Below are 21,615 nucleotides of genomic sequence, written 5' to 3' on the forward strand. Positions count from 1 at the left end.
CCCGACGGAACAACCATTTGACCGATGTTTTGGCGGGATGCAACGGCTTCCACCCAGCGCTTTCGCGGGGCGGCATGCCAGACGGTTATAGCAATCTGCTCGTCCCGGTTGTACAGCTTCTTGGCCTGCCCGCTCGTCCCGGAGTCGGCGTGTTTTCGTCTCGAAGGATCAGCCATGTCGGTCCCGTTCGTCCGCCTGATGGTAACCGCCTCCCTCATCCTGTGCGGGGTGTCCGGGTTGGCCGAAGCAGGCGACCTCGAAGACTGTAATGGGCCGCTACCTGCGAGAGTCGAGCCCGCTTGCACAGCCATCATCAACGATCCGTCGCGTCCCCCCGCTGAACGGCTGCGCGCCTATGTGAGCAGGTCGCACCTGTTCACGAGCCGGTCCAATCTCGACGCGGGCCTCGCGGATGCTGAAGCTGCCGTGCAGCTCGACGACAAGTCCGTCCCGGCCTTGGTGGCGCGCGGCTATGCGCGGCAGCGCAAGGGAAATTTCGAGGGTGCGCTGGCCGACATGAACCAGGCGATCGAGCTCGATTCCAACAGTCCGAACGCCTATGCGGCGCGGGGCGGGCTGAAGCTCGATCGGAAGCAATGGAACGATGCGGCCGCAGATTTCACCAAAGCGATCGGCCTGAAGCAGGATTATGCCATGGCCTATGTCGGGCGCGCGCGCGCCTCCGTCGAGACCTCACAGCTCGATCCGGCCATGAGCGACGTCAACACGGCGATCTCGCTGAATGCGAGCCTGCCCGGCGCCTTTTTCTGGCGCGGTCAGATCTATCGCCGCAAAGGCGACCTCGACCACGCCATCGAGGATTTTTCGCGCGTGATCGCGCAGTCGCCGCAACCCGATCGCGGCGCCTATTTCGCGCGAGGGCAGAGCTTCAGTTCCAAGGGCGATTATGCGCGGGCGATCGCGGATTTCGACAAGGTGCTGTCGATCGCACCGAACGACCAGATGGCCCAGCAGCAGCGGCAGGCTGCGGTTGCGATGCAGGCCGAGCTTGCGAAAGTGCAGAGCGCCGCGACCACCGCGCCTGCCGTGCCCATCGTTTCGCCTGCCGTCCCCAAGCAGGCCGTTGCAACGCCGCCACCACCAGCTTCGGCACCTGCGATCCCGCCGACCATGGTGCCCATGGCGATCATACCGCAGGGAACGTTGCCGACGCCGCCTGCGGGCCTGGCCGAGGCGCAGCAATTGGTGGCACAGAAGAAGTATGCCGAAGCGATCCCGCGGCTGAACACGATTCTGTCGGGCAATCCGCGGAACGAGACCGCACTCAAGCTGCGCTCTGCTTCACTGCTGTCCACAGCACGGTTCGCGGAGGCGCGGAGCGACCTCGATGCGCTGCTCAGGATGCGGCCGAACGACTCGCAATTACTGGCTTCCCGCTCCATCGCCTCGATCGGCATGAAGCAGTTCGACCAGGGCATGATCGACGCCAACCAGGCCATCCGCGCCAACCCGAACAATGCGGGGGCCTATGTCTGCCGCGGCATGGCCAACCGCCTGACCGGAAAATTCCAGGACGCCATTGCCGACTACGACCGCGCCATCGCGCTCAACGACAAGGATTACATGGCGTATTCCGAGCGCGGTCAGGCCTATATGGGGCTGAACCAGAACGACAAGGCCCTCGTCGATTTCGACCGGTCGCTGGTGCTCAATCCCGTCAACGACGCGACGCGGGCCTCGCGCGGGCTCGTGCTGCTGCTGAAGGGCAACAGCGCGGAAGGCCTGGTCGACATCAAGAATGCGCTCGATCGCAATCCCAACAATCAGGTCGCCGAGCTTGGCCAGGGACTGGCGATGCTGCTGTCAGGACAATATGACCGCGCGATCGTGGCGCTCGATCAGCTCGTTGGCAAGACGCCCGCCTCCGACGGATTCGTGCGAACGCTGCGTGCGCGCGCCTATCTCGGCAAGAAAGACGTCACCAGCGCCATGAGCGACCTCAATCTGGTGCTGGAGGCGCGGCCGAACGATCCGGATGCGCTCAGCCTGCGCGGCATCGCCTTCACCTCGATGAAGCAATACGACAAGGCGCTGGACGATCTCGGCAAGGCGATCGCCCAGAAGCCGATGATCGAGCGCTATGTCGCGCGGGCCGGCGTCTACGAGATGAGGGGCGATCTGGTCAAAGCCGCGGAGGATTATCGCAGCGCAGTCCAGATGGCGCCGGCGAACGTGTTCGATATCGCGGCCCAGGCCCAGTCCAGGCTGAAGATCCAGCAGCTGTCGAAGCGCACGCCTTGCGGCAGTTCCGGACGCGCCGACAAGGATGACACCTGTCTGTAATGTGCGACGCAGTTGGTCGGCTCTCCCCCTCGCAAGCGGGACGCAGCCCACGGCGAGTTCGAACCAGTTTCGCCCTACTCCTCCCCCGCAAGCAGTGCCGCATTGCCACCTGCTGCAGCCGTGTTGATTGTCACGGTCTGCTCGGTCGCAAAGCGCGCGAGATAGTGTGGGCCGCCGGCCTTGGGGCCGGTTCCGGACAGCCCGTTGCCACCGAATGGCTGCACGCCGACCACGGCGCCGATCATGTTGCGGTTGACGTAGATGTTGCCGACCTGGACGCGGTCGATGATGGCCTCGATGGTGTCGTCGATGCGGGAATGGACGCCGAGGGTGAGGCCGTAGCCGGTGCGCGCGATCGCTTGCAGGACGCGCGCGAGGTTCTCGGCGCGATAGCGCACCACGTGGAGGATCGGGCCGAACACCTCCTCGGTGAGCTGGCCGGCGTCCTTGAGCTCAAAAATATGCGGGGCGACAAAGCAGCCCTCAGGCGCGTGGCCTGCAAAGTGCAGCCGCGCATCGCTTTTCATCCGCGCGATATGGGCATCTAGGCGCTGCTTGGCTTCGAGATCGATCACCGGCCCGACATGGGTCGCGACCTCCGCGGGATCGCCGATTTTCAACTCGCGCGCCGCGCCCGCGATCATCTCGATCATGCGGTCGGCGACATCCTCCTGCACGAACAGCAGCCGCAGCGCCGAGCAGCGCTGGCCGGCGGAACGGAACGCGGAGGTCACGACATCGTCGGCGACCTGCTCGGGCAGCGCGGTCGCATCCGCGATCATGGCGTTGATGCCGCCGGTCTCCGCGATCAGCGGCACAATCGGCCCGTCCTTGGCTGCGAGCGTCCGGTTGATCTGACGGGCAACCTCGGTCGAGCCGGTGAAGACGATGCCCGCGACATCAGGATGCGCGGTCAGCACGGCGCCGATGCGGCCGTCGCCGGTGACGAGGTGCAGCGCGCTGTTGGGGATGCCGGCCTCGTGCAGCAGTGCGACGGCCTCGCGCGCGATGCGCGGCGTCTGCTCGGCGGGTTTTGCGACCACGCTGTTGCCGGCGATCAACGCCGCGGTCACCTGCCCCAGGAAGATCGCGAGCGGAAAATTCCACGGCGAGATCGCGACGAAGACGCCGCGGCCGCGCAGCGCGAGCGCATTGCTCTCGCCGGTCGGGCCCGGCATGGCGGCATCAACGCCGAACAGCTTGCGGCCCTGCGCGGCGTAATAGCGGCAGAAATCGGCGGCCTCGCGCAGCTCGGACAGGGCGTCGTCGAGCGTCTTGCCGCCTTCGCGTTGCAGCAGCGCGATGAAACGGGCGCTCCGGCTTTCCAGCAGATGCGCGGCCTGCTCCAGCGCCGCCGCGCGTGTGGCTGCCGGCGTCCGGCTCCAGGCGACAAAGCCGGCGCGCGCAGCCCTTACCGCCGCGTTGGCCTGCTCCGGCGTCGCGTCGGTGATGGGCTCGAGATCGGCCGCCTCGGCGCTGACGTCGGCCAGTAGCTGGTCGAGTGCGGCGCGCTCACCGAATTCGACGCCGCGCGAATTGCGCCGCTCCGGCGCGAATAGATCTGCAGGCAATGGAATCTTGGGATGAGCCGCCTGTTGCGGTCGGCCAACGGCATCCGCCGGGCGCTGCAGCAGCGCCGAAACCGGCACGCGATAATCGGCCGCCTGCGCCACGAACGACGAGTTGGCGCCGTTCTCGAGCAGCCGTCGCACCAGATAGGCGAGCAGGTCGCGATGGCTGCCCACCGGTGCATAGGTGCGGTAGGCGATATCAGGATGATCCTTGGCGAGCTGCTCGTAGAGCGCTTCGCCCATGCCGTGCAGGCGCTGGAATTCAAAGCCGCCGCTATCAGCGGCAAGCTCCAGCACGGTCGCGACCGTCAGCGCGTTGTGGGTAGCGAATTGCGGGAAGATGCGCGGCCGCAGGCTCAAGAGTTTCGAGGCACAGGCGACGAAGTTCAGATCCGTCATCGCCTTGCGCGTGAACACGGGGTAGCCGTCGAGGCCGCGCTCCTGCGCGCGCTTGATCTCGGTGTCCCAATAGGCGCCCTTGACCAGCCGCACCATCAGCTTGCGGTCATGCGCGCGGGCGAGCGCATCGACATAGTCGATCACTGCGCTCGCGCGCTTCTGATAGGCCTGGATCGCAAGTCCAAATCCGTTCCAGCCGGCTAGTGACGCATCAGCGAGCGTTGCCGCGATCACGTCGAGCGACAGCTCCAGCCGGTCGGCTTCCTCGGCGTCGACGGTGAAGTTCAGGTCGTAGGTCTTGGCGCGCTGCGCGAGATCCAGCAGTTGCGGCACCAGCTCGGCCATTACGCGCGCGCGGCTGGTCGCTTCGAAGCGCGGATGCAGCGCCGAAAGCTTGACCGAGATGCCCGGTCGATCGGGTAGGGGGTGGGGGCCCGCGGCCTTACCAATCGTCTCAATGGCGCTGGCATAGGCGTCGAAATAACGCTTGGCGTCGGCGGCCGTGCGCGCGCCTTCGCCGAGCATGTCGAAGGAGTAGCGCGGCTTCTGGCCCGAGCGCGGCCGGGCCCGCTCCAGCGCCTGCTCGATGGTCTCGCCCAGCACGAAGTGATTGCCCATCAGCCGCATCGCCTGGCGCGTCGCGGTGCGCACCGCCGGCGCGCCCAGCCGCTTCACCAGCCGGCCGATGGTGCCGTCGGGCGTCTCGCCGGGCTGGATCACCCGCGCCGACAGGCCGAGCGCCCAGGCCGAGGCGTTGACTAGGAACGCGGTGGACTTGATCTCGTGGTGGATGAAGTCACCCTCGCCGAGCTTGTCCTCGATGAACTGGTCGGCGGTGCGGGCATCAGGCACGCGCAGCAGCGCTTCCGCCAGCACCATCAGCGCGAGCCCTTCCTTGGTCGAGAGCGCGTACTCCCGCAGCATGTCCTCCACCCCGCCCAGTCGGTCGTCGCGCTTGCGGATCGCCTCGATCAGCCGCGTCGCGGTGCGGTCGATCCGCGCCTCCTGCGGCGGGCTGAGAGGCGAGAACGGCAACAAGCGCGCAGCAATGTCGGCGTCGTCAGGGGCGTAGGGCGCAGTGAAGGGCGGCGGGATGTTCGGCATGGCGTGTCCTGTGGCTGAAATTCAGGATAAAGCCTGCATGACCGTAGCTCGATAGACAATTTAACAGATTTGCCTTAGAAAATGAAGATCATCAGCCGTTTGGCCTCGTAAGATATGGAACTTGATCGCATCGACCGGAAAATCCTCTCGATTTTGCAGGAGGATGGGCGCATCGCCAATGTCGAGCTCGCCGAGCGCATCGGGCTGTCGCCGACCTCGATCGGCGAGCGGCTGAAGCGCTTGCAGCGCGAGGGTTTCGTCGAGGGTTATGGCGCGCGGCTCAATCCGCACCGGCTCGGCCTCGGCTTGCTCGTGTTCGTCGAGGTGCTGCTCGACAAGACCACACCCGACAATTTCGAGCGCTTTGCGCGCGCGGTGAAGCTCGCGCCCGAGGTGCTGGAGTGTCACATGGTTGCCGGTGGCTTCGATTATCTTGTGAAGGCGCGGCTGGCAGACATGACCGCCTATCGACGCTTTCTCGGCGAGACCCTGCTGTCGATGCCGGGCGTGCGCGAGACGCGGACCTATGCGGTGATGGAGGAGATCAAGCGCGACGCACCATTGCCGGTGGGTTAGCGAAGTGCTGTCGCGATTGTCATTGCTGTAGTTTGATAAGCGGTCTTCCCGGGAAAAACAGCTATCCTTGTGCAATCGCAACGCCTGTCGTCGAATGCACTGGCCGTCTTCTTAAATGTTCTTGGCCCGCTCCCGGTCAGATCCGGGAGGCAGCAAAGGCTGCCGCGGGCTTATACTTTGAGGTTTTCCGCGGAGGTCTTGCCTCGGTTCGCGATCTCTTCGTATTCCACCGTCTGTCCCTCGTTCAGGGTGGACAGACCGGCCTTCTGCACTGCCGAGATATGCACGAACACATCCTTGCCACCCGACGCAGGCTGGATAAATCCATAACCCTTCGTCGGGTTGAACCACTTGACCGTACCTTTAGCCATCACGACTTCTCCGCGGGTCTTCCTCCGAAATCTCGAACCGCCAGTCCCCGCCAACCAGCCGGTTCGGTCCTAGCAGGATACGCGGAATGTGGCAGGCTTGGTAGCTCAAACCACATCGGCATTCTGCCCAATTCCGCTCAACTTCGCGGCGTTTTTGCCGGTTTTGCCCGTTTCGCGGTCAAATGGCCCAGACGCGTCCCACCATCTGTCAATACGTCGCAGCCAGATAATCGACGATCTTGCCGACATCGGCGTCGTCGATCGGTGCGCCATAGACCTTGATCATCTTGGTCACCTCGGCCTGCCAGAAGCCCTTCTTGTCCTTCATTGGCGGCTGCGTGGCGATGTAGTCTGACGAGTGGCAGGCGCTGCAATTGCTCTGCACGACCTCGAGATTGGGCCCGGGCTTGTAGGCCGCGACCTCGTCGGGGGTCTTGTAATTGACCGGTGCGGCAAGTGCCGAGCCCGCCGCGGCGGCGAGGGCGAGCGTGATGGCGAGGAGAACGTTGCGCTGCATGGTCAGTCTCCTTCAGGCCACCGTCACGCGGACGGTTTCGATGACGTTGCGCAAATAACCCGCCGGGTTCCAGCGCGGCGTGTCCGGCTGGGTCTCGCCGCCGTTGCCGGTGGCGCGGACCTTGAGCTCGTGGCTGCTGGATGCGAGCTTCACCGGCAGCTTCCATTCGCGGAAGGCGTATTTGCCGAGATCCTTGCCGAGCTTGGCGCTTACCCAGGTCTTGCCGCCGTCGGTGGAGACCTGGACCTCCTTGATGCCCTTGCCGCCGTCGAAGGCGATGCCGCGCAGGGTGGTCGCGCCGGCCTTCAGCTTGGCACCATCGGGGACGCTGGTGATGAAGGAGCGAATGGTGAAGCGGTTGATCGGGATCGTCGCCTTCGGCGCGGTGCCCGGCTCGACCGCGTTGTTGGGCGTGTCAGGGATGCGATAGGCCGACTTCATCCAGAAGCCGTCATAGACATTGTCGATGACGGTGATCTCGTTGAGGTGCTTGACCCAATACGTGCCGTAATAGCCCGGCACGATCAGGCGCAGCGGGAAGCCGTTGAGGAACGGCAGGTCCTCGCCGTTCATGCCGTAGGCCAGCATCACCTCGCCGTCGCTGGCGTGATCGATGTCGAGCGCCTTGATGAAATCCGGCGTCTTGTCGTTGACCGGCCCGTCCATGCCGTTGAACGTCACCTGCTTGGCGCCGGTCTGCACGCCTGCCATCTCCAGCACCGCCTTCAGCGGCACGCCGCGCCAGCGCGCGCAGCCCATCGCGCCGTTGGCGAGCTGGCCGCCGGCGACGCGCGGCTCGAAGAAGCCGCGGCTGTTGCCCGAGCACTGGTTGACGGCGACGATCTCGGTCGCCTTCATCTTCCTGATGTCTTTCAGCGACAATTTCAGCGGCTTGTCGACCTTGCCCTTGACCTCGAGCGTGAACTTGTCGGGGTCGAGATTGTAGGGCAGGTCGGAGAGGTGATAGCGCACGAAGAACGCGTTGTTCGGCGTGATCGGGCCCTCGTTGAACACCGCAAACGGCGTTTCCAGCTGCGGCGGCCGGCTGGTCAGGCCGATCATCGGCCGCTTCTGCGGATATTTCACCAGCGGCCGTTCGCCATTGGCGAAGGGCAGGGTGACGGTGTCGAGTGCCAGCGCTTTGTTGGAATTCAGTGTGGCCGCAAGTGCGGCAAACCCCGCTCCCTTGAGCAGGTCGCGTCGATCGAACATTCTGGTCTCCTCCCGGAGCTTTTGTTGGACCAGCGGTCACCACCGCGAGACCCCCGCTCATCTGTCGCGACGATTGGGATGATGTCAATTCGTGCTTTCGCAGCAAGTCCATGCCGCTGCGTTGCAGCAGGCCGGTGTTACGCGGTGCGAGGAGAGAGGGAGCGAGCCGTAACGGCAGCGACGGTGTGCTCCACCTCTCCCGTTTGCGGGAGAGGTCGGCGCGTCCGGGCGATGCGAAGCATCGTGCCGCGCGCCGGGTGAGGGCTTTCTCCTCTTGGGGATTGTCCCGTTGCGGAGACACCCTCTCCCCAACCCTGCCCCGCAAGCGGGGGAGGGAGCGCACCTCTCGCTTGGCTCGCGCCTCACGCTGCAACGCGGTCGCTTCGATCGACCAACGCCGTTAGTTCCCTCACATCCGCCACCACGCGCACGGCCATCGGCTCGTCGCGGCCGCGGATTGCGACCTCCTGCTGCGGCAGGGCGTCCTCGGCAAGGTCCGCGGTGCGGCGGACCTCCTCCGAGACGATGGCCTCGCAGGCCAGCGTCTTCGTCATGTCCTGCAGGCGGGCGGCGACGTTGACGGCATCGCCGAGCGCGGTGAAGACGATGTGATCGCGATAGCCGATGTCGCCGATGATGACCTCGCCGCCATGGATGCCGATGCCGAAGCGGATCGGCTGGCGCAGATCGTGGCTCAGGAGCGCGTTGAGCTCGTCGATATGCATCGCGATGCTGCTGGCGGCCTTCAGCGCCTGCCGGCACGCGGTTTGCGGATCCGCCGACAGCCCGAACAGCGCCAGCATGCCGTCGCCGACGAACTGGTTCGGTTGCCCGCCGTTCTCGATCACCGCCTGCGAGACCGCGCCGAGGAAGCGGTTGACGATGAAGACCGTGTCAAACGGCAGCCGCTTCTCGGCAAGCTGCGTCGAGCCGCGCATGTCCACGAACAGGCTGACGAGATAGCGCTCCTGGCCGATGCGCGCGGGCGTCGAGGCCTGTCCGTCCGCCGCATGCGTGTGGGGCGTGAAGAGCTGGAAGAAGGAGAGGTCGGAGTCCGGACGCAGCTGGCACGCAAGTCGGATCGACGGATCGGCGGTGCCGACACGGGCCAGTACGAAGGCCTCGCGCTGCGATGGCTGGGGCAGGGCGCCATGGTCGCCGATGACGCGAATGCGGCAGGTCGAGCAGCGGGCGCGGCCGCCGCAGACGCTGGCATGCGGCACGTTGTGACGCAGGCTCGCTTCCAGCACGGACAGGCCCTTTGGCACGCGCACCGTCTTGCCGTTGCCGTAGGACAGGGCAATCATGCCGCCGCGCCGCTCACGCCAGGCGCGCACGCCGCGCGCCGCCAGCGCCAGTCCCAGCAAACCGAAATATCCGGCGGTGAGGCTGCCGGCGATGCGGTCGAGCGTGTCGGCCTCCGCGACCGTCCCGACCTGGCGGCGGGTGAGATTGTGCGTACGCCATTCTCCGTCGTCGGCCTCGAGCTCGACGCTGCGGCCGCCCTGGTAGATGCCGAGCAACGACAACGTCGGGATCAGCACGGCGGCTGCGAGCAGATAGGGCGCCGCGCGCGTGAAGAACGGCTTCAGGCGAAGCCAGAAATAGATGCCGATGCAGCCGTGCACCCAGGCGATGAGAAGCAGGATCGTCATCTGCCAGAGCCGGCCCGGCGCCGCGACGAAGAACAAGTAGAGCTCCTGCGGATAGAGCTTCTGGTGTCCGTACAGCGTCTGGCCGAGCCGCACGCCGATCACATGGGCCATCACGAGAGCCGGAATGCTCAGTCCCAGCACGAGCTGCAGCGGTTCGATCGTCCGCCAGCGGAACTGCCGGCGCTGATACAGCGCGTAAATGCCGAGCCCCATATGGGTCAGCGCCGCCGTGTAGAACACGATCGCGACCGGCAGGAACTGCCAGAACAGGGTGTGGTAGTAGACCCCGACCTCCATGGCATCGACCGAGATGTTGCCGAGCGCGTGGTTGAGGAAATGGCTGATCACATAACAGAACAGGATGATGCCGCAGATGAGCCGCACCTGCCGCACGCTGGTCGCGCGCACGAGTTCGGGCATATGTACGGGAGCGGTGGCCATGATTCGGTTGTATCAGTTCATCAAAGAGAACAGCCAGCGTAGCGTTTAATTCCGGATGTGGACAGCTTGCCTGGTCACATACGCGGCAAGCCCTCGCCGTCGTCCCGGACAAGCGCGCCCTCAGGCGCGCGCCGATCCGGGACGACAGCGAGAATGGGCTCCCCGCATTGACTCCCCCTCCCAGGTTGGCGAAAAGCGCGGCCGTGACGACAGCCCCTGACATCACCATGCCCCTCCGCGGCGCCGCGCGCCGACCTCTGGTCATGGCCGCAGTGATCATCGCCGCGATGACCGTGCTCCGCATCGTCTATGCCTCCGCGATCGAGCTGCGCACGGATGAAGCCTATTACTGGACCTGGTCAAAGGAGGCCGCGCTCAGCTTTCTCGATCATCCTCCCGGCATCGCCTGGCTGATCCGTTTCGGAACCGCGATCTTCGGCGACACCACGCTTGGGGTGCGCTTCGGCGGCATCGTCGCGATGCTGGTAACGCAGCTGCTGCTCGCCGACACCGTCCGCCGCCTCACGCATGACGCACGTTTGGTCGTGATCGCCGTGCTGATGCCGGAGGCTGCGCTCTATTACGGCCTGCTGATGGCCAAGGTCGCGCCTGATGTCGCCATGATCCCGTTCGCGGTGGCGATGGTGTGGTCGCTGGTGCGGCTGGCGCAGAGTGGCGATGGCCGCTGGTGGCTCGCGGCCGGCCTGTTCGCAGGCCTCTCGATGCTGTCGAAATTCACCGCGATCATGTTTGCACCCGCAGCGGCCCCCTTCCTGCTGGTACCGGATTGGCGCTGGCGTTGGTTGCGCAGCCCATACCCTTACCTCGCCGTGCTGGTCGCGATCGCGGTGTTCTCGCCGGTGCTGATCTGGAACGCGCAGCACGACTGGGCCTCGTTCCGTTTCCAGGGCGTGCGCGCCACCGCCAATTACGGCATCTCGCTGCGCACGATCGGCGATTACATCGGCCTGCAATTCGGCCTGGTCGGCTTCGTCATGCTGCCGGTGGTGCTGACGGGCCTAGTGCTGACGGCGTGGCGCGGCTATCGCACGCGCGAGCCGGTCGCGATTCTCTTGTCCACCGCGGTGCTGGTGCCGTTTCTCTATTTCCTCGCGAAGTCGACGACGCTTCGCGTCGGCGACACCTGGCCGATGTTCATGTGGCCGGTGGGCTTTGCGGCCGCCGCGGTGAACCTCGCCACGATGACGAAAGAGGGATGGTCGGCCCGAATGCTCAAATCGTCACTGTTCTGGGTCAAAACGGCGATCGTCTCGGGCATCGCTTTCGTCGTTGTCGTGTTTCTCTACTACGTCGCCGCGCCCTGGAATTTGCTCGGCAAGATCGATCCGATCGGCGCCGAGGCTGGCTACGAGCAGGTCGCCGCGCGCGCGCAGGCCGCCCTCGACAAGACCGGCGCGACCTGGATCGCCACCACCGACTATCGCACCTACGCCATGATGCGCTGGTTGTTCCGGGGCCGCGTGCCCGTGATCGAGCTCAACGAGCGCGGCCGCTTCCAGGATTTCCGCGATCCCGGCATGGACAAGATCAGGGGACATGCGGGGATCTATGTCGGGCGCGAGCCGGACAACCGTTCGTCGCTGTGGGAGCATATCCCGGCGAAACGCGAGCAGCTTGGCGAGATAGAACGCCGCTGGCGCGGCGTTGTGACGGACACCTATGTGCTCGAAAAGCTCACCGGTTGGACCCCGGAGCTGTCACCGCCAAAGGACTCGCCACTGTTTCAGTGGCGCGTGCTGGCAGGGAAATTCAGCGCGAGATTCGCGCGATTTTTCCTACCCTCCCCTGGAGGGGGAGGGTCGATCGTGCGAAGCGCGAGCGGGGTGGGGTGATCTCTCCACGCGGGCACTGTGTGAGGTGGAGAGACCGTCACCTCACCCTGTCTCACATTTCGCTGCGCTCAATGTGAGCTGACCCTCCCCCTCCCAGGGGCGGGTAAGAAAGAGCACGCTACTCCTCCTCCTCATCCTTCTTCCGCAACAGATCCGTCGCCAGATCCGACAGCTTCGGCTGCGGCAGCGCGGCGAACGGCAACGGCCTCGTCACATCGATTGCTGCGAGACCAAGCCGCGCCGTCAGCAGCCCGTTCAGCACGCCTTCGCCGAGCCGCTGCGACAGCTTTGCCGCGATGCCGTGGCCGAGCATCTGCTGCACCAGGCTGTCGCTCGCGGCCATGCCGCCGGTGATGGCGAGATGGGCGATAACCTGGCGGAGCAGGCGGATCATGCCGAGTGCGCCAGGACGGCCGCCATAGAGATAGGCGAGCTGGCGGATCAGGCGCAGTGCGGCGACGAACACGAACAGCACGTCGATCGCGGCGCGGGGCGAGACCGCGGTGACGATCGAGACCTTTTGCGCCGCTGACGACACCAGCCGGCGCGCCTCGGCATCCAGCGATGACATCAACTCCCGCTCGGCGAGGCGGATCATGTCGGCGCCGTCGATGATCTCGCCGGCATGGCTTTCCAGCGTGGCGCGGGCACGCGCGAGCTGCGGGTTCTGGTGCGCGATCTTGAGCAGGTCCTGCACGATGACCCGGCTCTCCTTGCGATCGTCATTGGCAAGCACCGCGGCGGCGCGTTGATGCAGCTTCTCGATGGTGGTGAGGCGCGCCAGGCCGAACGCCTCGCGCCCGATCACGACGGCGAGCGCCAGCGCAGTGACGAAGGCGAAGGCGAGGCCGATGAAGCCGAGGCTTTCGCTGCGCGCAAACAGATCCTCGATCAGACGGACCACGCCAAGCCCGGTGCCGAGCAGCGTCAGCCCTGCGAGGCCGGACCAGAACAGCGTGCCCCAGGGAAAGCCGCGCCGCGCCGGCGGCGCAGCTTCAATCGGCACCGGCAGCGCCATCGGATCTGGTTCCGGCGTGATCTGGATGGTGGCGCGACCGAGCCGGCTGGTCTCATCCGCTTCGGTGACGACGACGCCGGGATCGTCGAGCCGGAACGTCGCCGGCCGCCGCTGCTGGGAACGGTCGTTCATGCGAGCTTGTCTCCGATCAGGAACTGCAAGGCACGGTCGAGGCGAATATGTGGCAGCGTCGGCTCCTCCGTGCCTTCGCGCTCTAGCTTGGGCGGCCGGAAACGCAGGAAACGGAAGTCACTCTTCTCGGCGGCTTGCGTGGACAACCCGCGGAACGCATCGGTGCCGTTGAACAGCGGCTCCGGATCCAGCGGCAGATCGCCCGGAAAGGTCGCAACCTCCGTGTTGCCATCGAAAAATTCGCCGCCGGCGCTTTCGCCCGCGGTCGGCGTTCCCAGGACCGACGGCAATTTGTCGCGTCCACGCGCCACCTGCGCCTCGCGCGTGGCACGCACGGCGGCGAGCGCCACCACGTCGATCGCCGCGCCGGTGTTTTCCGCGCGCGCGACCGCGCGGGTCACGGCGCGGCGCAGCACGGCCTCGAGACGGTCGTGGCTCGAATGATGCAGATGATCAGCCTTGGTCGCTGCGAACAGGATGCGGTCGATGCGCGGCCGGAACAGGCTGGAGAGCAACGTGCTGCGGCCGATGTTGAAGCAATCGAGAATACCGGCGAGCGCGACTTCGAGATCGTGCAGCGCCTCGGGGCCGGAGTTGAACGCGGCGAGCGCATCGGCCAGCACGATCTGACGATCGAGCCGCGCGAAATGATCGCGGAAGAACGGCCGCACCACGACGTCCTTGTAGGCTTCGAAGCGCCGCACCATCATCGCCCACAGCGATCCCTCAGGCGCCTGTTCGCCGGCGGGCACATCGAGCGGCGCAAAGGTCAGCGCCGGCGTATCGGCGAGATTGCCGGGCATCAGGAAGCGGCCGGGCGGCAACAGGCTCATCGCAAACCGCTCGTCGCGGCAGGCGCGCAGATAGTCGGTGAAGAGCCTTGCGGCCGTCAGCGTCGCCTGCTCGTCCTCGCGCGCTTGGGGCTTGAGCGTTGCGAGATGGGTGTGCCACGCGGTCGCGAGATGCGCGCGCGGCGCCTCGCGCGACAGCGCCAGGCTTTCCGCCGACCATTGCTCGTAGCTCTTCTGCAGCAGCGGCAGGTCGAGCAGCCATTCGCCGGGATAGTCGACGATGTCGAGCGTCAGCGTGCGATCGGCGCCGTTCGGACGCTGGTAGTCGATGACGAGCCTGAGCTCGCTGATGTCGACGGTCGAATTCGGCCAGCGCCGTTCCTCGACCAGCGCGCGCAGATGGTTCTCATAGGCAAAGCGCGGCACGGCGTCGTCCGGCTGCGGCGCCAGATGCGCCCGCGCGATCCGGCCGGAGGCATAGGCCTCGAACACCGGAAACCGACCGCCGCGCGTCAGCCCGTGGATCAGTGCGGTAATGAATACGGTCTTACCGGCGCGCGACAGGCCGGTGACGCCAAGCCGCACCGTCGGATTGAAGAAGTGCTCGCCATAGTCGATCAGCGCCCGCGCCGACAGCCGCGCCTCCTCGACCATATCCTGGAAACTGAATGCCATATGAACGTGAGGGGATCTCGGGCGAGGGATACGCAAAATGGATTAGTCACAAAAGTGGCAATTGCCTGAGGAAAATCAAGCTTTCATACTTCCACCGCCTTTGTCGGCAAATCAGCCGTTTGAACGACGCGCCGATCCCGAAAGACCCATACAACAAGGCATTGCCACGCTTTGCGGATTGCCATGACCGTCTTCCAAATGAAACAGTTCGCGTCCAATTCTGTCCACGCCGCAGCCGACGCGATCGGCTGGAACTACGACCGCGCCGAGCTGATCGCCGACGGCATCATCCATGCGATCGGCGTGCTCTCCGGCATCATCGCCGCGACCGTGCTGGTGGTGCTGGCGGCGGTCTATGCCGATGTCACCGACATCGTCGGTGTCTCGATCTATGTCGCTGGCCTGCTCACGATGCTGGTGCTGTCGGCGACCTATAATCTCTGGCCGGTGTCGCCGGCCAAATGGCTGCTGCGGCGGTTCGACCATTCCGCGATCTACCTGCTGATCGCCGCGACCTACACGCCGTTCATCCTGGAGCTCAAGGACAGCGTGTTCGCGCTGGTGCTGCTCGCCGGCGTCTGGTGCGTGGCGATATCAGGCATCGTGCTGAAGCTGCTCTATCCCGGCCGGTTCGACCGCGTCTCGGTCGGCATCTACCTCGCGATGGGCTGGAGCGGCATCATGCTCTACGACGCCGTGGTCAGGGCTCTCCCTGCGCTGGCGCTCGGCTTCATCTTTGCGGGCGGCCTGCTCTACAGCTTTGGCGTGATCTTCCACGCCTGGCGGCGGCTGCGCTTCCAGAATGCGATCTGGCACGGCTTTGTCTTGGCCGGCGCGGCATGCCATTATACCGCGGTGCTCGACCTCGTGTTGAGCTGAGCAGGACCCGCGACGCGGAATAAGCGGCGCGGTATAAAGCGGTACAAGACAAGAGGAGACGTCGCATGCAGGTGACCGGCAAGGTCGTGGTCGTCACGGGCGGCGCAAATGGCATCGGCAAGGCGCTGTGCGAGGCCTTTCACAATGCGGGCGCGGCCAAGGTCGTCGTCGCAGACATGGACGCCGCCAATGCGAGGGCGGTCGCGGCCATGGTCGATGGCGCCGCCTTCAAATGCGACGTCGCGCAGGAAAAGGACATCGCCCACGTCATCGAGGAGACCGAGCGACAGTTCGGCCCGATCGAGCTGTTCTGCTCCAACGCCGGCATCGGCGGCGGCTTCGATCCGATGTCGGAAAATGCCGGGGGCGCCTCGGATGAACCCTGGCAGCGCAGCTGGGCAATCCACGTCATGGCGCATGTCTATGCGGCGCGGCATCTCGTCCCCCGCATGAGGGCCCGCGGCGGCGGCTATTTCCTCAACACCATCTCGGCCGCGGGCCTGCTGTCGCAGGTCGGCAGCCCGGCTTACTCGACGACCAAGCACGCCGCGGTCGGCTTTGCCGAGAATCTCGCGATCTCGCACAAGGCGCACAACATCAAGGTCTCGATCCTCTGCCCGCAGGGCGTCGACACCAACATGCTGCGTTCGATCCCCAAGGGCCCGCAATCCGGGGACGGCGATCTCACGCCCGAGCAAGTGGCGAAAGACGTGCTCGCCGGCCTCGAACAGGAAACGTTCCTGATCCTGCCGCACCCGCAGGTGCTCGGCTACATGCGCAAGAAGACCGAGAACTACGACCGCTGGATCGGCGGCATGGCCAAGATCCAGGCGAAGATGCGGGAGGAGTTCGGGAAGTGACCTTTGGGTCATCCCGGGGCGGTCCGTAGGACCGAAGCCGGGATGACCGAGATTCTCAGGTGCGCAATTGCGCACCGTAGTTCGATGCTTCGCATCGCCCCGGAATGACGGCATCCCAGCGATGACACCGAGAGTGTAGCTACGCCGCCGGCTCCACCCCATCCTCAACCCGGCTCGCCCGCAGCGCCCGCGCATAGAGCATCATGCCCTCACGCACCTTGCGCTGCTCCGCTTCCGTCAGCGCTGCCAGCGCGCCGCGCACCTGCTGACGGCCGAATGCGTGCAGCGCCTCCAGCGTGCGGCGGCCCTTCGCCGTCAGCGATAGCAGCCTGCTGCGCGCATCCTGCTCGTCCGGCGTCTCGCGCAGCTCGCCGCAATCGATCAGCTTGCGCACCAGGCGGCTGACGCTGGATTTCTCCAGGCGCAGGAAGTCGCCGAGTTCGCCCGAAGTCATCGGGCCGCGGATGCCGATCTCCAGGATGGTGTGGACCGTCGAGGGCGGATAGTCCGATGCCGCCACCGTCGCGTCCATGAAACCGAGCTCGCGCACCATCAGGCGCGAGGCGGCGCGGATGTCGTCGATCAGCGAAAGCTCGGCCATGGCTTGACTGCCCATATAGTTGTATCATACAACTATATGGGCGCAACGCCGCGCGCAAGCGTTTTGGAGTGGACGATGAGCGGAACCTTGCCAACCGGGACGCAGATGAGGGGCAAGGTTTGCCTGGTCACGGGCGGCGGCAGCGGCATCGGCCGCGCCACGGCGCTAAAGATGGCGGCTGAGGGAGCCGAAGCGATTTTCGTCGCCGGCCGGCGCGAGGCCGAGATCGAGGCCACTGCAGCCGCGTGCCGCGAGCTCGGCACGGAGGCAATCGCGCTCAAGACCGACATTACGAAAGACGATGAGGTCGCGCGTCTCGTCGGCACAGCCATCGAGCGTTGCGGCCGGCTCGACGTTGCCTTCAACAATGCCGGCTTCCAGGAGCGCCGCGCACCGCTGGAGGAGCAGGGCACGGAGATCTACGACAGCGTGTTCGACACCAATGTCCGCGCGCTGTTTCTCTGCCTGCGCCATCAATTGCCGGCGATGCTGGCGCAGGGGCGCGGCAGTATCGTCGTCAATGCCTCCGTCAGCGGCGTGCGCAATCCCAATCCCGGCTTTTCGCTCTATTCGGCCTCCAAGGCCGCCGCGATCTCGCTGACGCGCTCGGCGGCTATGGAGAACGCCCCACGCGGCATCCGCATCAACGCCATCGCCCCCGGTCGCGTCGTCACCGACATGATGCTGCGCGCCGGCGTCGGCGATGTCGCGACGGTGAGTGCCGGCCTGCCGCTGCGGCGGATGGGGAGTCCGGAGGAGGTGGCCGAGGCCGTGGTGTGGCTGTCATCGGATGCGTCGTCCTATGTCGTCGGGCATGTACTCGCGGCGGACGGGGGATTTCTAGCATCGTAGTTTTCGTAGCCCGGATGGAGCGCAGCGTAATCAGGGACCGACTCGCTTGCGGCAGGAGTCCCGGATTTCGCTTCGCTCCATCCGGGCTACGACAGTGTCAATGCTTCTGCCCGTACAGCACCGGCACCGCTGAATCCACGACGACCTCGACGAGGCAGGTGCCTGCATGCGCCATTCCGCGCCTGAGCGCCTCGCCGAGCTCCGCCGCTTTCGTCACCCGCACCGCATCGCAGCCCATGCCTTCGGCAAGCCGCACGAAATCGATTCCCGGCAGCTCAAGCCCTGGCACGTTGCGCACCTGCATCACCTGGCTGAACGAGCGCATCGCGCCATAGCCGGAATTGTTGATGACGACGACGGTGAGCGGCAGTTTTCGTTGCGCGGCGGTCCACAGCGCCTGGATGGAATACATTGCCGAGCCGTCGCCGATCAGGCAGACGGTGCGTTGCTTCGGCTTGCCCAGCGCCATGCCGACGGCGGCGGGCAGGCTATAGCCGAGACCGCCGCTCGACATGGTGTAGAAACTGTCCTGGCCGCGCATCGGCAGGAATTTTTGCATCGCCGGCCGGTGCGAGGGTACTTCCTCGACGAGTGATGCCTCATCCGGCATCGCCTGCGACAGCGAATGCAGCAGGAATTCCACCGGCAGCGGATCGGCGGCCTGCGGTGCCAGCGGCAGCGTGCGGCCTTTTGGCGCCGCGCGTTTGCTCTCCGGCAGCAGGTCGAGCAGCATCGAAAGTGCCGGCTTCATCGTCGCGATGATGCTGGTGCCGACCGGCGTCACCGCCGCGGCATCCGGATCGTCGGTGATCTGGAAAATGGTCGCGCCGCCATCGAAGATCGCGGCATGGCCCTCGACATGGAAGGTGAACACCGGAGCGCCGATCACGACGACGAGGTCGTGCTCGCGCAGCGCATCGGACAGCTGCGCTGGCGATGCGTGCAGGAAGCCCGCAAATTGCGGATGCCGCTCCGGGAACGAGCAGCGCGCGGAGAATGGGCTGACCCAGACACTGGCCTTCGCCTTCTCGGCGACGCGCACCATCAGATCGACCGCACTAGCGCGATCGACCCCGGGGCCGACGACGAGAGCGGGGTGTTTTGCCGAGCCGAGCGCCGCGACCAGCGCCTTCATGGCGTCAGGCTCGGCTCCGATCTCGCGGCTGACCTTGCGCGCCTCGACCGGCGCTGTGGCATGCGCCCAGTCGTCGATCGGGATCGAGACGAAGGTCGGCCCGCACGGCGGCTGCATCGCGGTGTGGTAGGCGCGCGCGATCGCGGCTGGCACGTCCTCGGCCCGCGCCGGCTCGACGCTGTACTTCACGTAAGGCCGCGGGAACTCCGACGCGCGCTCGGCGTATAGGAACGCCTGCAGCGGCAGAATCGAGCGGGCCTGCTGGCCCGCGGTGATCACCAGCGGCGTCTGGTTGCGGTGCGCGGTGTAGATGTTGCCGAGCGCGTTGCCGACGCCGGCCGCCGAATGCAGATTGACGAAGCCAGCATTGCGTGTCGCCTGGGCATAGCCATCGGCCATGCCGACCGCGGAGGCCTCCTGCAGCGCCAGCACGTAGTCGATGTCGTCGGGCCAGTCGCTGAGGAAGGGCAGCTCGGTCGAACCGGGATTGCCGAACACCCTGTCGATGCCGAAGGATCGCAGCAGGTCGAGCGTCGCCTGCTTCACAGTGACGGACTTGCTGCCGGTCTTCCCGTTCTTGGCCATGGTTTCCGTCCCCTGATGCTTGTTGTTGGGTCGTCGTTCCGGGGCGCGAAGCGAACCCGGAATCTCGAGATTCTGGGTTCGGCTCTTCGAGCCGCCCCGGAATGACCGAGCTACCACACCGCCGTGCCCCTCATCGTCGGCTGTCCCTCCGCATTCGCGGTCCACAGCTCCATGCTCTCGCCGCTGACATTGGCGTTGACCGAGAACTCGGTCCCCTCGAACAGTGGCTGCACGCCGCGGTAAGTGAATTTCTTCGGCGCCTTGCCGCCGCGCAGCTTCGCCGCCATCTCGATGATGAGCGCGGCCTGTAGCGGGCCGTGGAAGATCAGGCCCGGATAACCCTCCACCTTGGTGACGTAGTCGCGGTCGTAATGGATGCGGTGGCCGTTGAAGGTCAGCGCGGAGTAGCGGAACAGCAGCACGGGATCGGAGACATGGGTCTCGCGATGCTGAGCCTCCGGCGGCGGAGGCGGGGCCTTGGCGGTCGCGGGCGCACTGCTCGTCATCTCGCGATAGACGATGTCCTGCCGCTCGCGGATGGCGATGCCGCGTGGACTAGAGATGCTGTGCTCGACCGAGACGAAGCACAGCGTGCCGGTCGACCCCGTCTTCACCTGCACGTCGGCAATGCGCGAGGTCCGCGTCAATTCATCGCCGACGCAAAGCGGCTGCAGGAATTCGATCTCGCCGCCGGCCCACATCCGGCGCGGCAGCGGTACCGGCGGCAGGAAGCCGCCGCGGGTCGGGTGACCGTCGGGACCAAGCATCGACATTGGAAACACCGGCTGCGCCAGGCACCAATGTACCGTGAACGGCGCGGCGTCTCCGGTCCTGGGCTCGCCGACCTCCTGGAACAATGTCGCGCGCAGACCCTTCACGAGCTGCGCGGTGACGATGTCGGTGGCCTCCTGGCTGCGGCCGATCCATTGCCGCAAATGATCGATGTCGAGCTTTTCGGTCATGACGCCTCGCTCTTCTTACTTCTTCGACTTTGGGTTCTCGCCGATGGCGGGCACGGCGCCATAGCTGCGTGTCTCGCCGACGATGATCGGCGCCGGCGCGGGATAGCTGACGCGGCCGTTCGGCGTGTCGACCTCGATGCGGCGCAGATGCGGATGGTTGGTGAGGTCGGCCATGGTGTTGACCTCGGCAAAGGCGATGTCGGCGTCGGACAGCCGCTTGAGCAGCTCGTCGCGCGTCATCTTGCCGAAGCTGTCGGCAACGGTCTTGTCGGTGAAATCGCGGTTGCGCACGCGCTCGACCATGTTGGCGACGCGGGGATCGGCGGGCAGATCTGGCTGGTCCAGCACCTTCGCGCACAGCGTCTTCCACTCGCGCTCGCTCTGGATCGAGATCAAAATGTCCTTGCCGTCCTTGGAGGTGAACACGCCGTAAGGGGCGATCGAGGGATGGCGCAGCCCCATGCGCTTGGGCGGATTGCCGGCCTCGGAGTTGAGCAGCGGCACGGTGCACCAGTCCGCCATCACGTCGAACATGGAGATGCGGATGTCGGCGCCCTTGCCGGTGCGCCCGCGGGCGATCAGCGCTTCCAGGATCGCCGCATGCGCGGTGGCGCCGGTCGCAACGTCGACGATCGACATGCCGACGCGCGAGGCGCCATCGGGATTGCCGGTGATGGAAGCTAGGCCGCTCTCGGCCTGGATCAGCAAATCATAGGCCTTGCGATGCGCGTAGGGGCCCTCGTCGCCATAGCCGGTGATCGTGCACGAGATCAGCTTCGGATAGTCTTTCAAAAGCCGCTCGCGCGAGAAGCCGAGCTTGTCCATCGAGCCCGGCTTGAGGTTCTGGATCAGCACGTCGGCGCTCGCGATCAGCTGCTCCAGCTCGGCGCAGCCTTCTTTCGTGGCGAGATCGACCACGGCGGATTGCTTACCCCGGTTGAGCCACACAAAGTAGCTGCTCTGCCCCTTGGCCGCCGTATCATAGCCGCGGGCGAAATCGCCTTCGGGCCGCTCGATCTTGATCACCTCCGCGCCGGCATCGGCCAGGCGCGAGGAGCAGAACGGCGCCGCCACGGCCTGCTCGACCGCAATCACCCTGATCCCGTCAAGTGCTCCCATGGC

The 21,615-nt window shown here is 65.6% G+C and carries 17 protein-coding genes; 6 read left to right on the forward strand and 11 right to left on the reverse strand.

Annotated features, from left to right (window positions below; translation table 11 throughout):
• Nucleotides 1-174: 174 nt before the first annotated feature.
• A complete protein-coding gene (locus P6U29_RS07335; RefSeq protein ID WP_407116986.1) occupies nucleotides 175-2,304 on the forward strand; it encodes a tetratricopeptide repeat protein in 2,130 nt (709 codons plus the stop codon).
• Nucleotides 2,305-2,378: 74 nt separating this feature from the next.
• Here the strand turns inward: P6U29_RS07335 and putA are convergent, their stop codons facing one another.
• Entirely contained in the window at nucleotides 2,379-5,378 is a 3,000-nt protein-coding gene (gene putA / locus P6U29_RS07340) for a bifunctional proline dehydrogenase/L-glutamate gamma-semialdehyde dehydrogenase PutA (protein WP_407116987.1), read from the reverse strand.
• A gap of 114 nt (nucleotides 5,379-5,492) precedes the next feature.
• On the opposite strand from putA, the gene P6U29_RS07345 reads away from it, so the two are divergent.
• A complete protein-coding gene (locus P6U29_RS07345; RefSeq protein ID WP_018643717.1) occupies nucleotides 5,493-5,954 on the forward strand; it encodes an Lrp/AsnC ligand binding domain-containing protein in 462 nt (153 codons plus the stop codon).
• 170 nt (nucleotides 5,955-6,124) lie between these two features.
• Here the strand turns inward: P6U29_RS07345 and P6U29_RS07350 are convergent, their stop codons facing one another.
• From P6U29_RS07350 to P6U29_RS07365, 4 genes are all read right to left on the reverse strand, one after another.
• Nucleotides 6,125-6,325, reverse strand: coding sequence for a cold-shock protein (locus tag P6U29_RS07350; protein ID WP_008563500.1), 201 nt, complete (start codon nucleotides 6,323-6,325; stop codon nucleotides 6,125-6,127).
• Nucleotides 6,326-6,533: 208 nt separating this feature from the next.
• Nucleotides 6,534-6,842 carry a cytochrome c gene (locus tag P6U29_RS07355; protein WP_407116988.1) on the reverse strand — a complete coding sequence of 103 codons (309 nt, stop codon included), beginning with the start codon at nucleotides 6,840-6,842 and terminating at the stop codon, nucleotides 6,534-6,536.
• A 12-nt stretch (nucleotides 6,843-6,854) separates the two neighbouring features.
• Nucleotides 6,855-8,054 (reverse strand): molybdopterin-dependent oxidoreductase, encoded by a 1,200-nt coding sequence (locus tag P6U29_RS07360; protein WP_407116989.1) that lies wholly within the window; start codon nucleotides 8,052-8,054, stop codon nucleotides 6,855-6,857.
• Nucleotides 8,055-8,416: 362 nt separating this feature from the next.
• Complete coding sequence (locus tag P6U29_RS07365; protein ID WP_407116990.1) at nucleotides 8,417-10,150, reverse strand: adenylate/guanylate cyclase domain-containing protein; 1,734 nt, start codon at nucleotides 10,148-10,150, stop codon at nucleotides 8,417-8,419.
• Between the two features lie 227 nt (nucleotides 10,151-10,377).
• Here P6U29_RS07365 and P6U29_RS07370 point away from each other — a divergent pair, with 227 nt between their 5' ends.
• Nucleotides 10,378-12,003: a glycosyltransferase family 39 protein gene (locus P6U29_RS07370; RefSeq protein ID WP_407119261.1), complete on the forward strand. Its 1,626-nt coding sequence runs from the start codon at nucleotides 10,378-10,380 to the stop codon at nucleotides 12,001-12,003.
• Between the two features lie 118 nt (nucleotides 12,004-12,121).
• Here P6U29_RS07370 and P6U29_RS07375 read toward each other — a convergent pair whose 3' ends face one another.
• Both P6U29_RS07375 and P6U29_RS07380 read right to left on the reverse strand, forming a co-directional pair.
• On the reverse strand, nucleotides 12,122-13,153 hold the full coding sequence (locus P6U29_RS07375; RefSeq protein WP_407116991.1) for a YcjF family protein: 1,032 nt from the start codon (nucleotides 13,151-13,153) through the stop codon (nucleotides 12,122-12,124).
• Nucleotides 13,150-14,619, reverse strand: coding sequence for a YcjX family protein (locus P6U29_RS07380; protein ID WP_407116992.1), 1,470 nt, complete (start codon nucleotides 14,617-14,619; stop codon nucleotides 13,150-13,152). Before P6U29_RS07380 ends, P6U29_RS07375 begins: the two co-directional genes overlap by 4 nt.
• A 183-nt stretch (nucleotides 14,620-14,802) precedes the next feature.
• Here P6U29_RS07380 and P6U29_RS07385 point away from each other — a divergent pair, with 183 nt between their 5' ends.
• Together P6U29_RS07385 and P6U29_RS07390 are read left to right on the forward strand one after the other, a co-directional pair.
• Nucleotides 14,803-15,498 carry a hemolysin III family protein gene (locus P6U29_RS07385; protein WP_407116993.1) on the forward strand — a complete coding sequence of 232 codons (696 nt, stop codon included), beginning with the start codon at nucleotides 14,803-14,805 and terminating at the stop codon, nucleotides 15,496-15,498.
• Nucleotides 15,499-15,563: 65 nt separating this feature from the next.
• Nucleotides 15,564-16,358, forward strand: coding sequence for an SDR family oxidoreductase (locus tag P6U29_RS07390; RefSeq protein ID WP_122401144.1), 795 nt, complete (start codon nucleotides 15,564-15,566; stop codon nucleotides 16,356-16,358).
• 139 nt (nucleotides 16,359-16,497) lie between these two features.
• On the opposite strand, the gene P6U29_RS07395 is transcribed toward P6U29_RS07390, so the two are convergent.
• The gene (locus P6U29_RS07395; protein ID WP_407116994.1) at nucleotides 16,498-16,959 is read right to left on the reverse strand and encodes a MarR family winged helix-turn-helix transcriptional regulator; all 462 of its coding nucleotides are present in this window, start codon (nucleotides 16,957-16,959) and stop codon (nucleotides 16,498-16,500) included.
• Between the two features lie 75 nt (nucleotides 16,960-17,034).
• On the opposite strand from P6U29_RS07395, the gene P6U29_RS07400 reads away from it, so the two are divergent.
• The gene (locus P6U29_RS07400; RefSeq protein ID WP_407116995.1) at nucleotides 17,035-17,811 is read left to right on the forward strand and encodes an SDR family NAD(P)-dependent oxidoreductase; all 777 of its coding nucleotides are present in this window, start codon (nucleotides 17,035-17,037) and stop codon (nucleotides 17,809-17,811) included.
• Between the two features lie 97 nt (nucleotides 17,812-17,908).
• Here P6U29_RS07400 and mdlC read toward each other — a convergent pair whose 3' ends face one another.
• The 3 genes from mdlC to P6U29_RS07415 form a co-directional block, all read right to left on the reverse strand.
• Complete coding sequence (gene mdlC, locus P6U29_RS07405; RefSeq protein WP_407116996.1) at nucleotides 17,909-19,531, reverse strand: benzoylformate decarboxylase; 1,623 nt, start codon at nucleotides 19,529-19,531, stop codon at nucleotides 17,909-17,911.
• Between the two features lie 110 nt (nucleotides 19,532-19,641).
• Complete coding sequence (locus P6U29_RS07410; protein WP_407116997.1) at nucleotides 19,642-20,493, reverse strand: MaoC family dehydratase N-terminal domain-containing protein; 852 nt, start codon at nucleotides 20,491-20,493, stop codon at nucleotides 19,642-19,644.
• Nucleotides 20,494-20,508: 15 nt separating this feature from the next.
• On the reverse strand, nucleotides 20,509-21,612 hold the full coding sequence (locus P6U29_RS07415) for a CaiB/BaiF CoA transferase family protein (protein WP_407116998.1): 1,104 nt from the start codon (nucleotides 21,610-21,612) through the stop codon (nucleotides 20,509-20,511).
• Nucleotides 21,613-21,615 lie beyond the last annotated feature (3 nt).

The sequence above is a fragment of the Bradyrhizobium sp. LMG 9283 genome (assembly GCF_045571415.1).
Taxonomy (GTDB): Bacteria; Pseudomonadota; Alphaproteobacteria; order Rhizobiales; family Xanthobacteraceae; genus Bradyrhizobium.

What these genes read in the sequence shown, in the direction of transcription:
- P6U29_RS07345 (WP_018643717.1), top strand. Translation starts at nt 5,493, where the DNA reads ATGGAACTTGATCGCATCGACCGGAAAATCCTCTCGATTTTGCAGGAG.
- P6U29_RS07395 (WP_407116994.1), bottom strand. Translation starts at nt 16,959, where the DNA reads ATGGCCGAGCTTTCGCTGATCGACGACATCCGCGCCGCCTCGCGCCTG.
- P6U29_RS07355 (WP_407116988.1), bottom strand. Translation starts at nt 6,842, where the DNA reads ATGCAGCGCAACGTTCTCCTCGCCATCACGCTCGCCCTCGCCGCCGCG.
- P6U29_RS07360 (WP_407116989.1), bottom strand. Translation starts at nt 8,054, where the DNA reads ATGTTCGATCGACGCGACCTGCTCAAGGGAGCGGGGTTTGCCGCACTT.
- P6U29_RS07400 (WP_407116995.1), top strand. Translation starts at nt 17,035, where the DNA reads ATGAGCGGAACCTTGCCAACCGGGACGCAGATGAGGGGCAAGGTTTGC.
- P6U29_RS07385 (WP_407116993.1), top strand. Translation starts at nt 14,803, where the DNA reads ATGACCGTCTTCCAAATGAAACAGTTCGCGTCCAATTCTGTCCACGCC.
- P6U29_RS07380 (WP_407116992.1), bottom strand. Translation starts at nt 14,619, where the DNA reads ATGGCATTCAGTTTCCAGGATATGGTCGAGGAGGCGCGGCTGTCGGCG.
- P6U29_RS07410 (WP_407116997.1), bottom strand. Translation starts at nt 20,493, where the DNA reads ATGACCGAAAAGCTCGACATCGATCATTTGCGGCAATGGATCGGCCGC.
- P6U29_RS07375 (WP_407116991.1), bottom strand. Translation starts at nt 13,153, where the DNA reads ATGAACGACCGTTCCCAGCAGCGGCGGCCGGCGACGTTCCGGCTCGAC.
- mdlC (WP_407116996.1), bottom strand. Translation starts at nt 19,531, where the DNA reads ATGGCCAAGAACGGGAAGACCGGCAGCAAGTCCGTCACTGTGAAGCAG.
- P6U29_RS07370 (WP_407119261.1), top strand. Translation starts at nt 10,378, where the DNA reads ATGCCCCTCCGCGGCGCCGCGCGCCGACCTCTGGTCATGGCCGCAGTG.
- P6U29_RS07390 (WP_122401144.1), top strand. Translation starts at nt 15,564, where the DNA reads ATGCAGGTGACCGGCAAGGTCGTGGTCGTCACGGGCGGCGCAAATGGC.
- putA (WP_407116987.1), bottom strand. Translation starts at nt 5,378, where the DNA reads ATGCCGAACATCCCGCCGCCCTTCACTGCGCCCTACGCCCCTGACGAC.
- P6U29_RS07335 (WP_407116986.1), top strand. Translation starts at nt 175, where the DNA reads ATGTCGGTCCCGTTCGTCCGCCTGATGGTAACCGCCTCCCTCATCCTG.
- P6U29_RS07350 (WP_008563500.1), bottom strand. Translation starts at nt 6,325, where the DNA reads ATGGCTAAAGGTACGGTCAAGTGGTTCAACCCGACGAAGGGTTATGGA.
- P6U29_RS07365 (WP_407116990.1), bottom strand. Translation starts at nt 10,150, where the DNA reads ATGGCCACCGCTCCCGTACATATGCCCGAACTCGTGCGCGCGACCAGC.
- P6U29_RS07415 (WP_407116998.1), bottom strand. Translation starts at nt 21,612, where the DNA reads ATGGGAGCACTTGACGGGATCAGGGTGATTGCGGTCGAGCAGGCCGTG.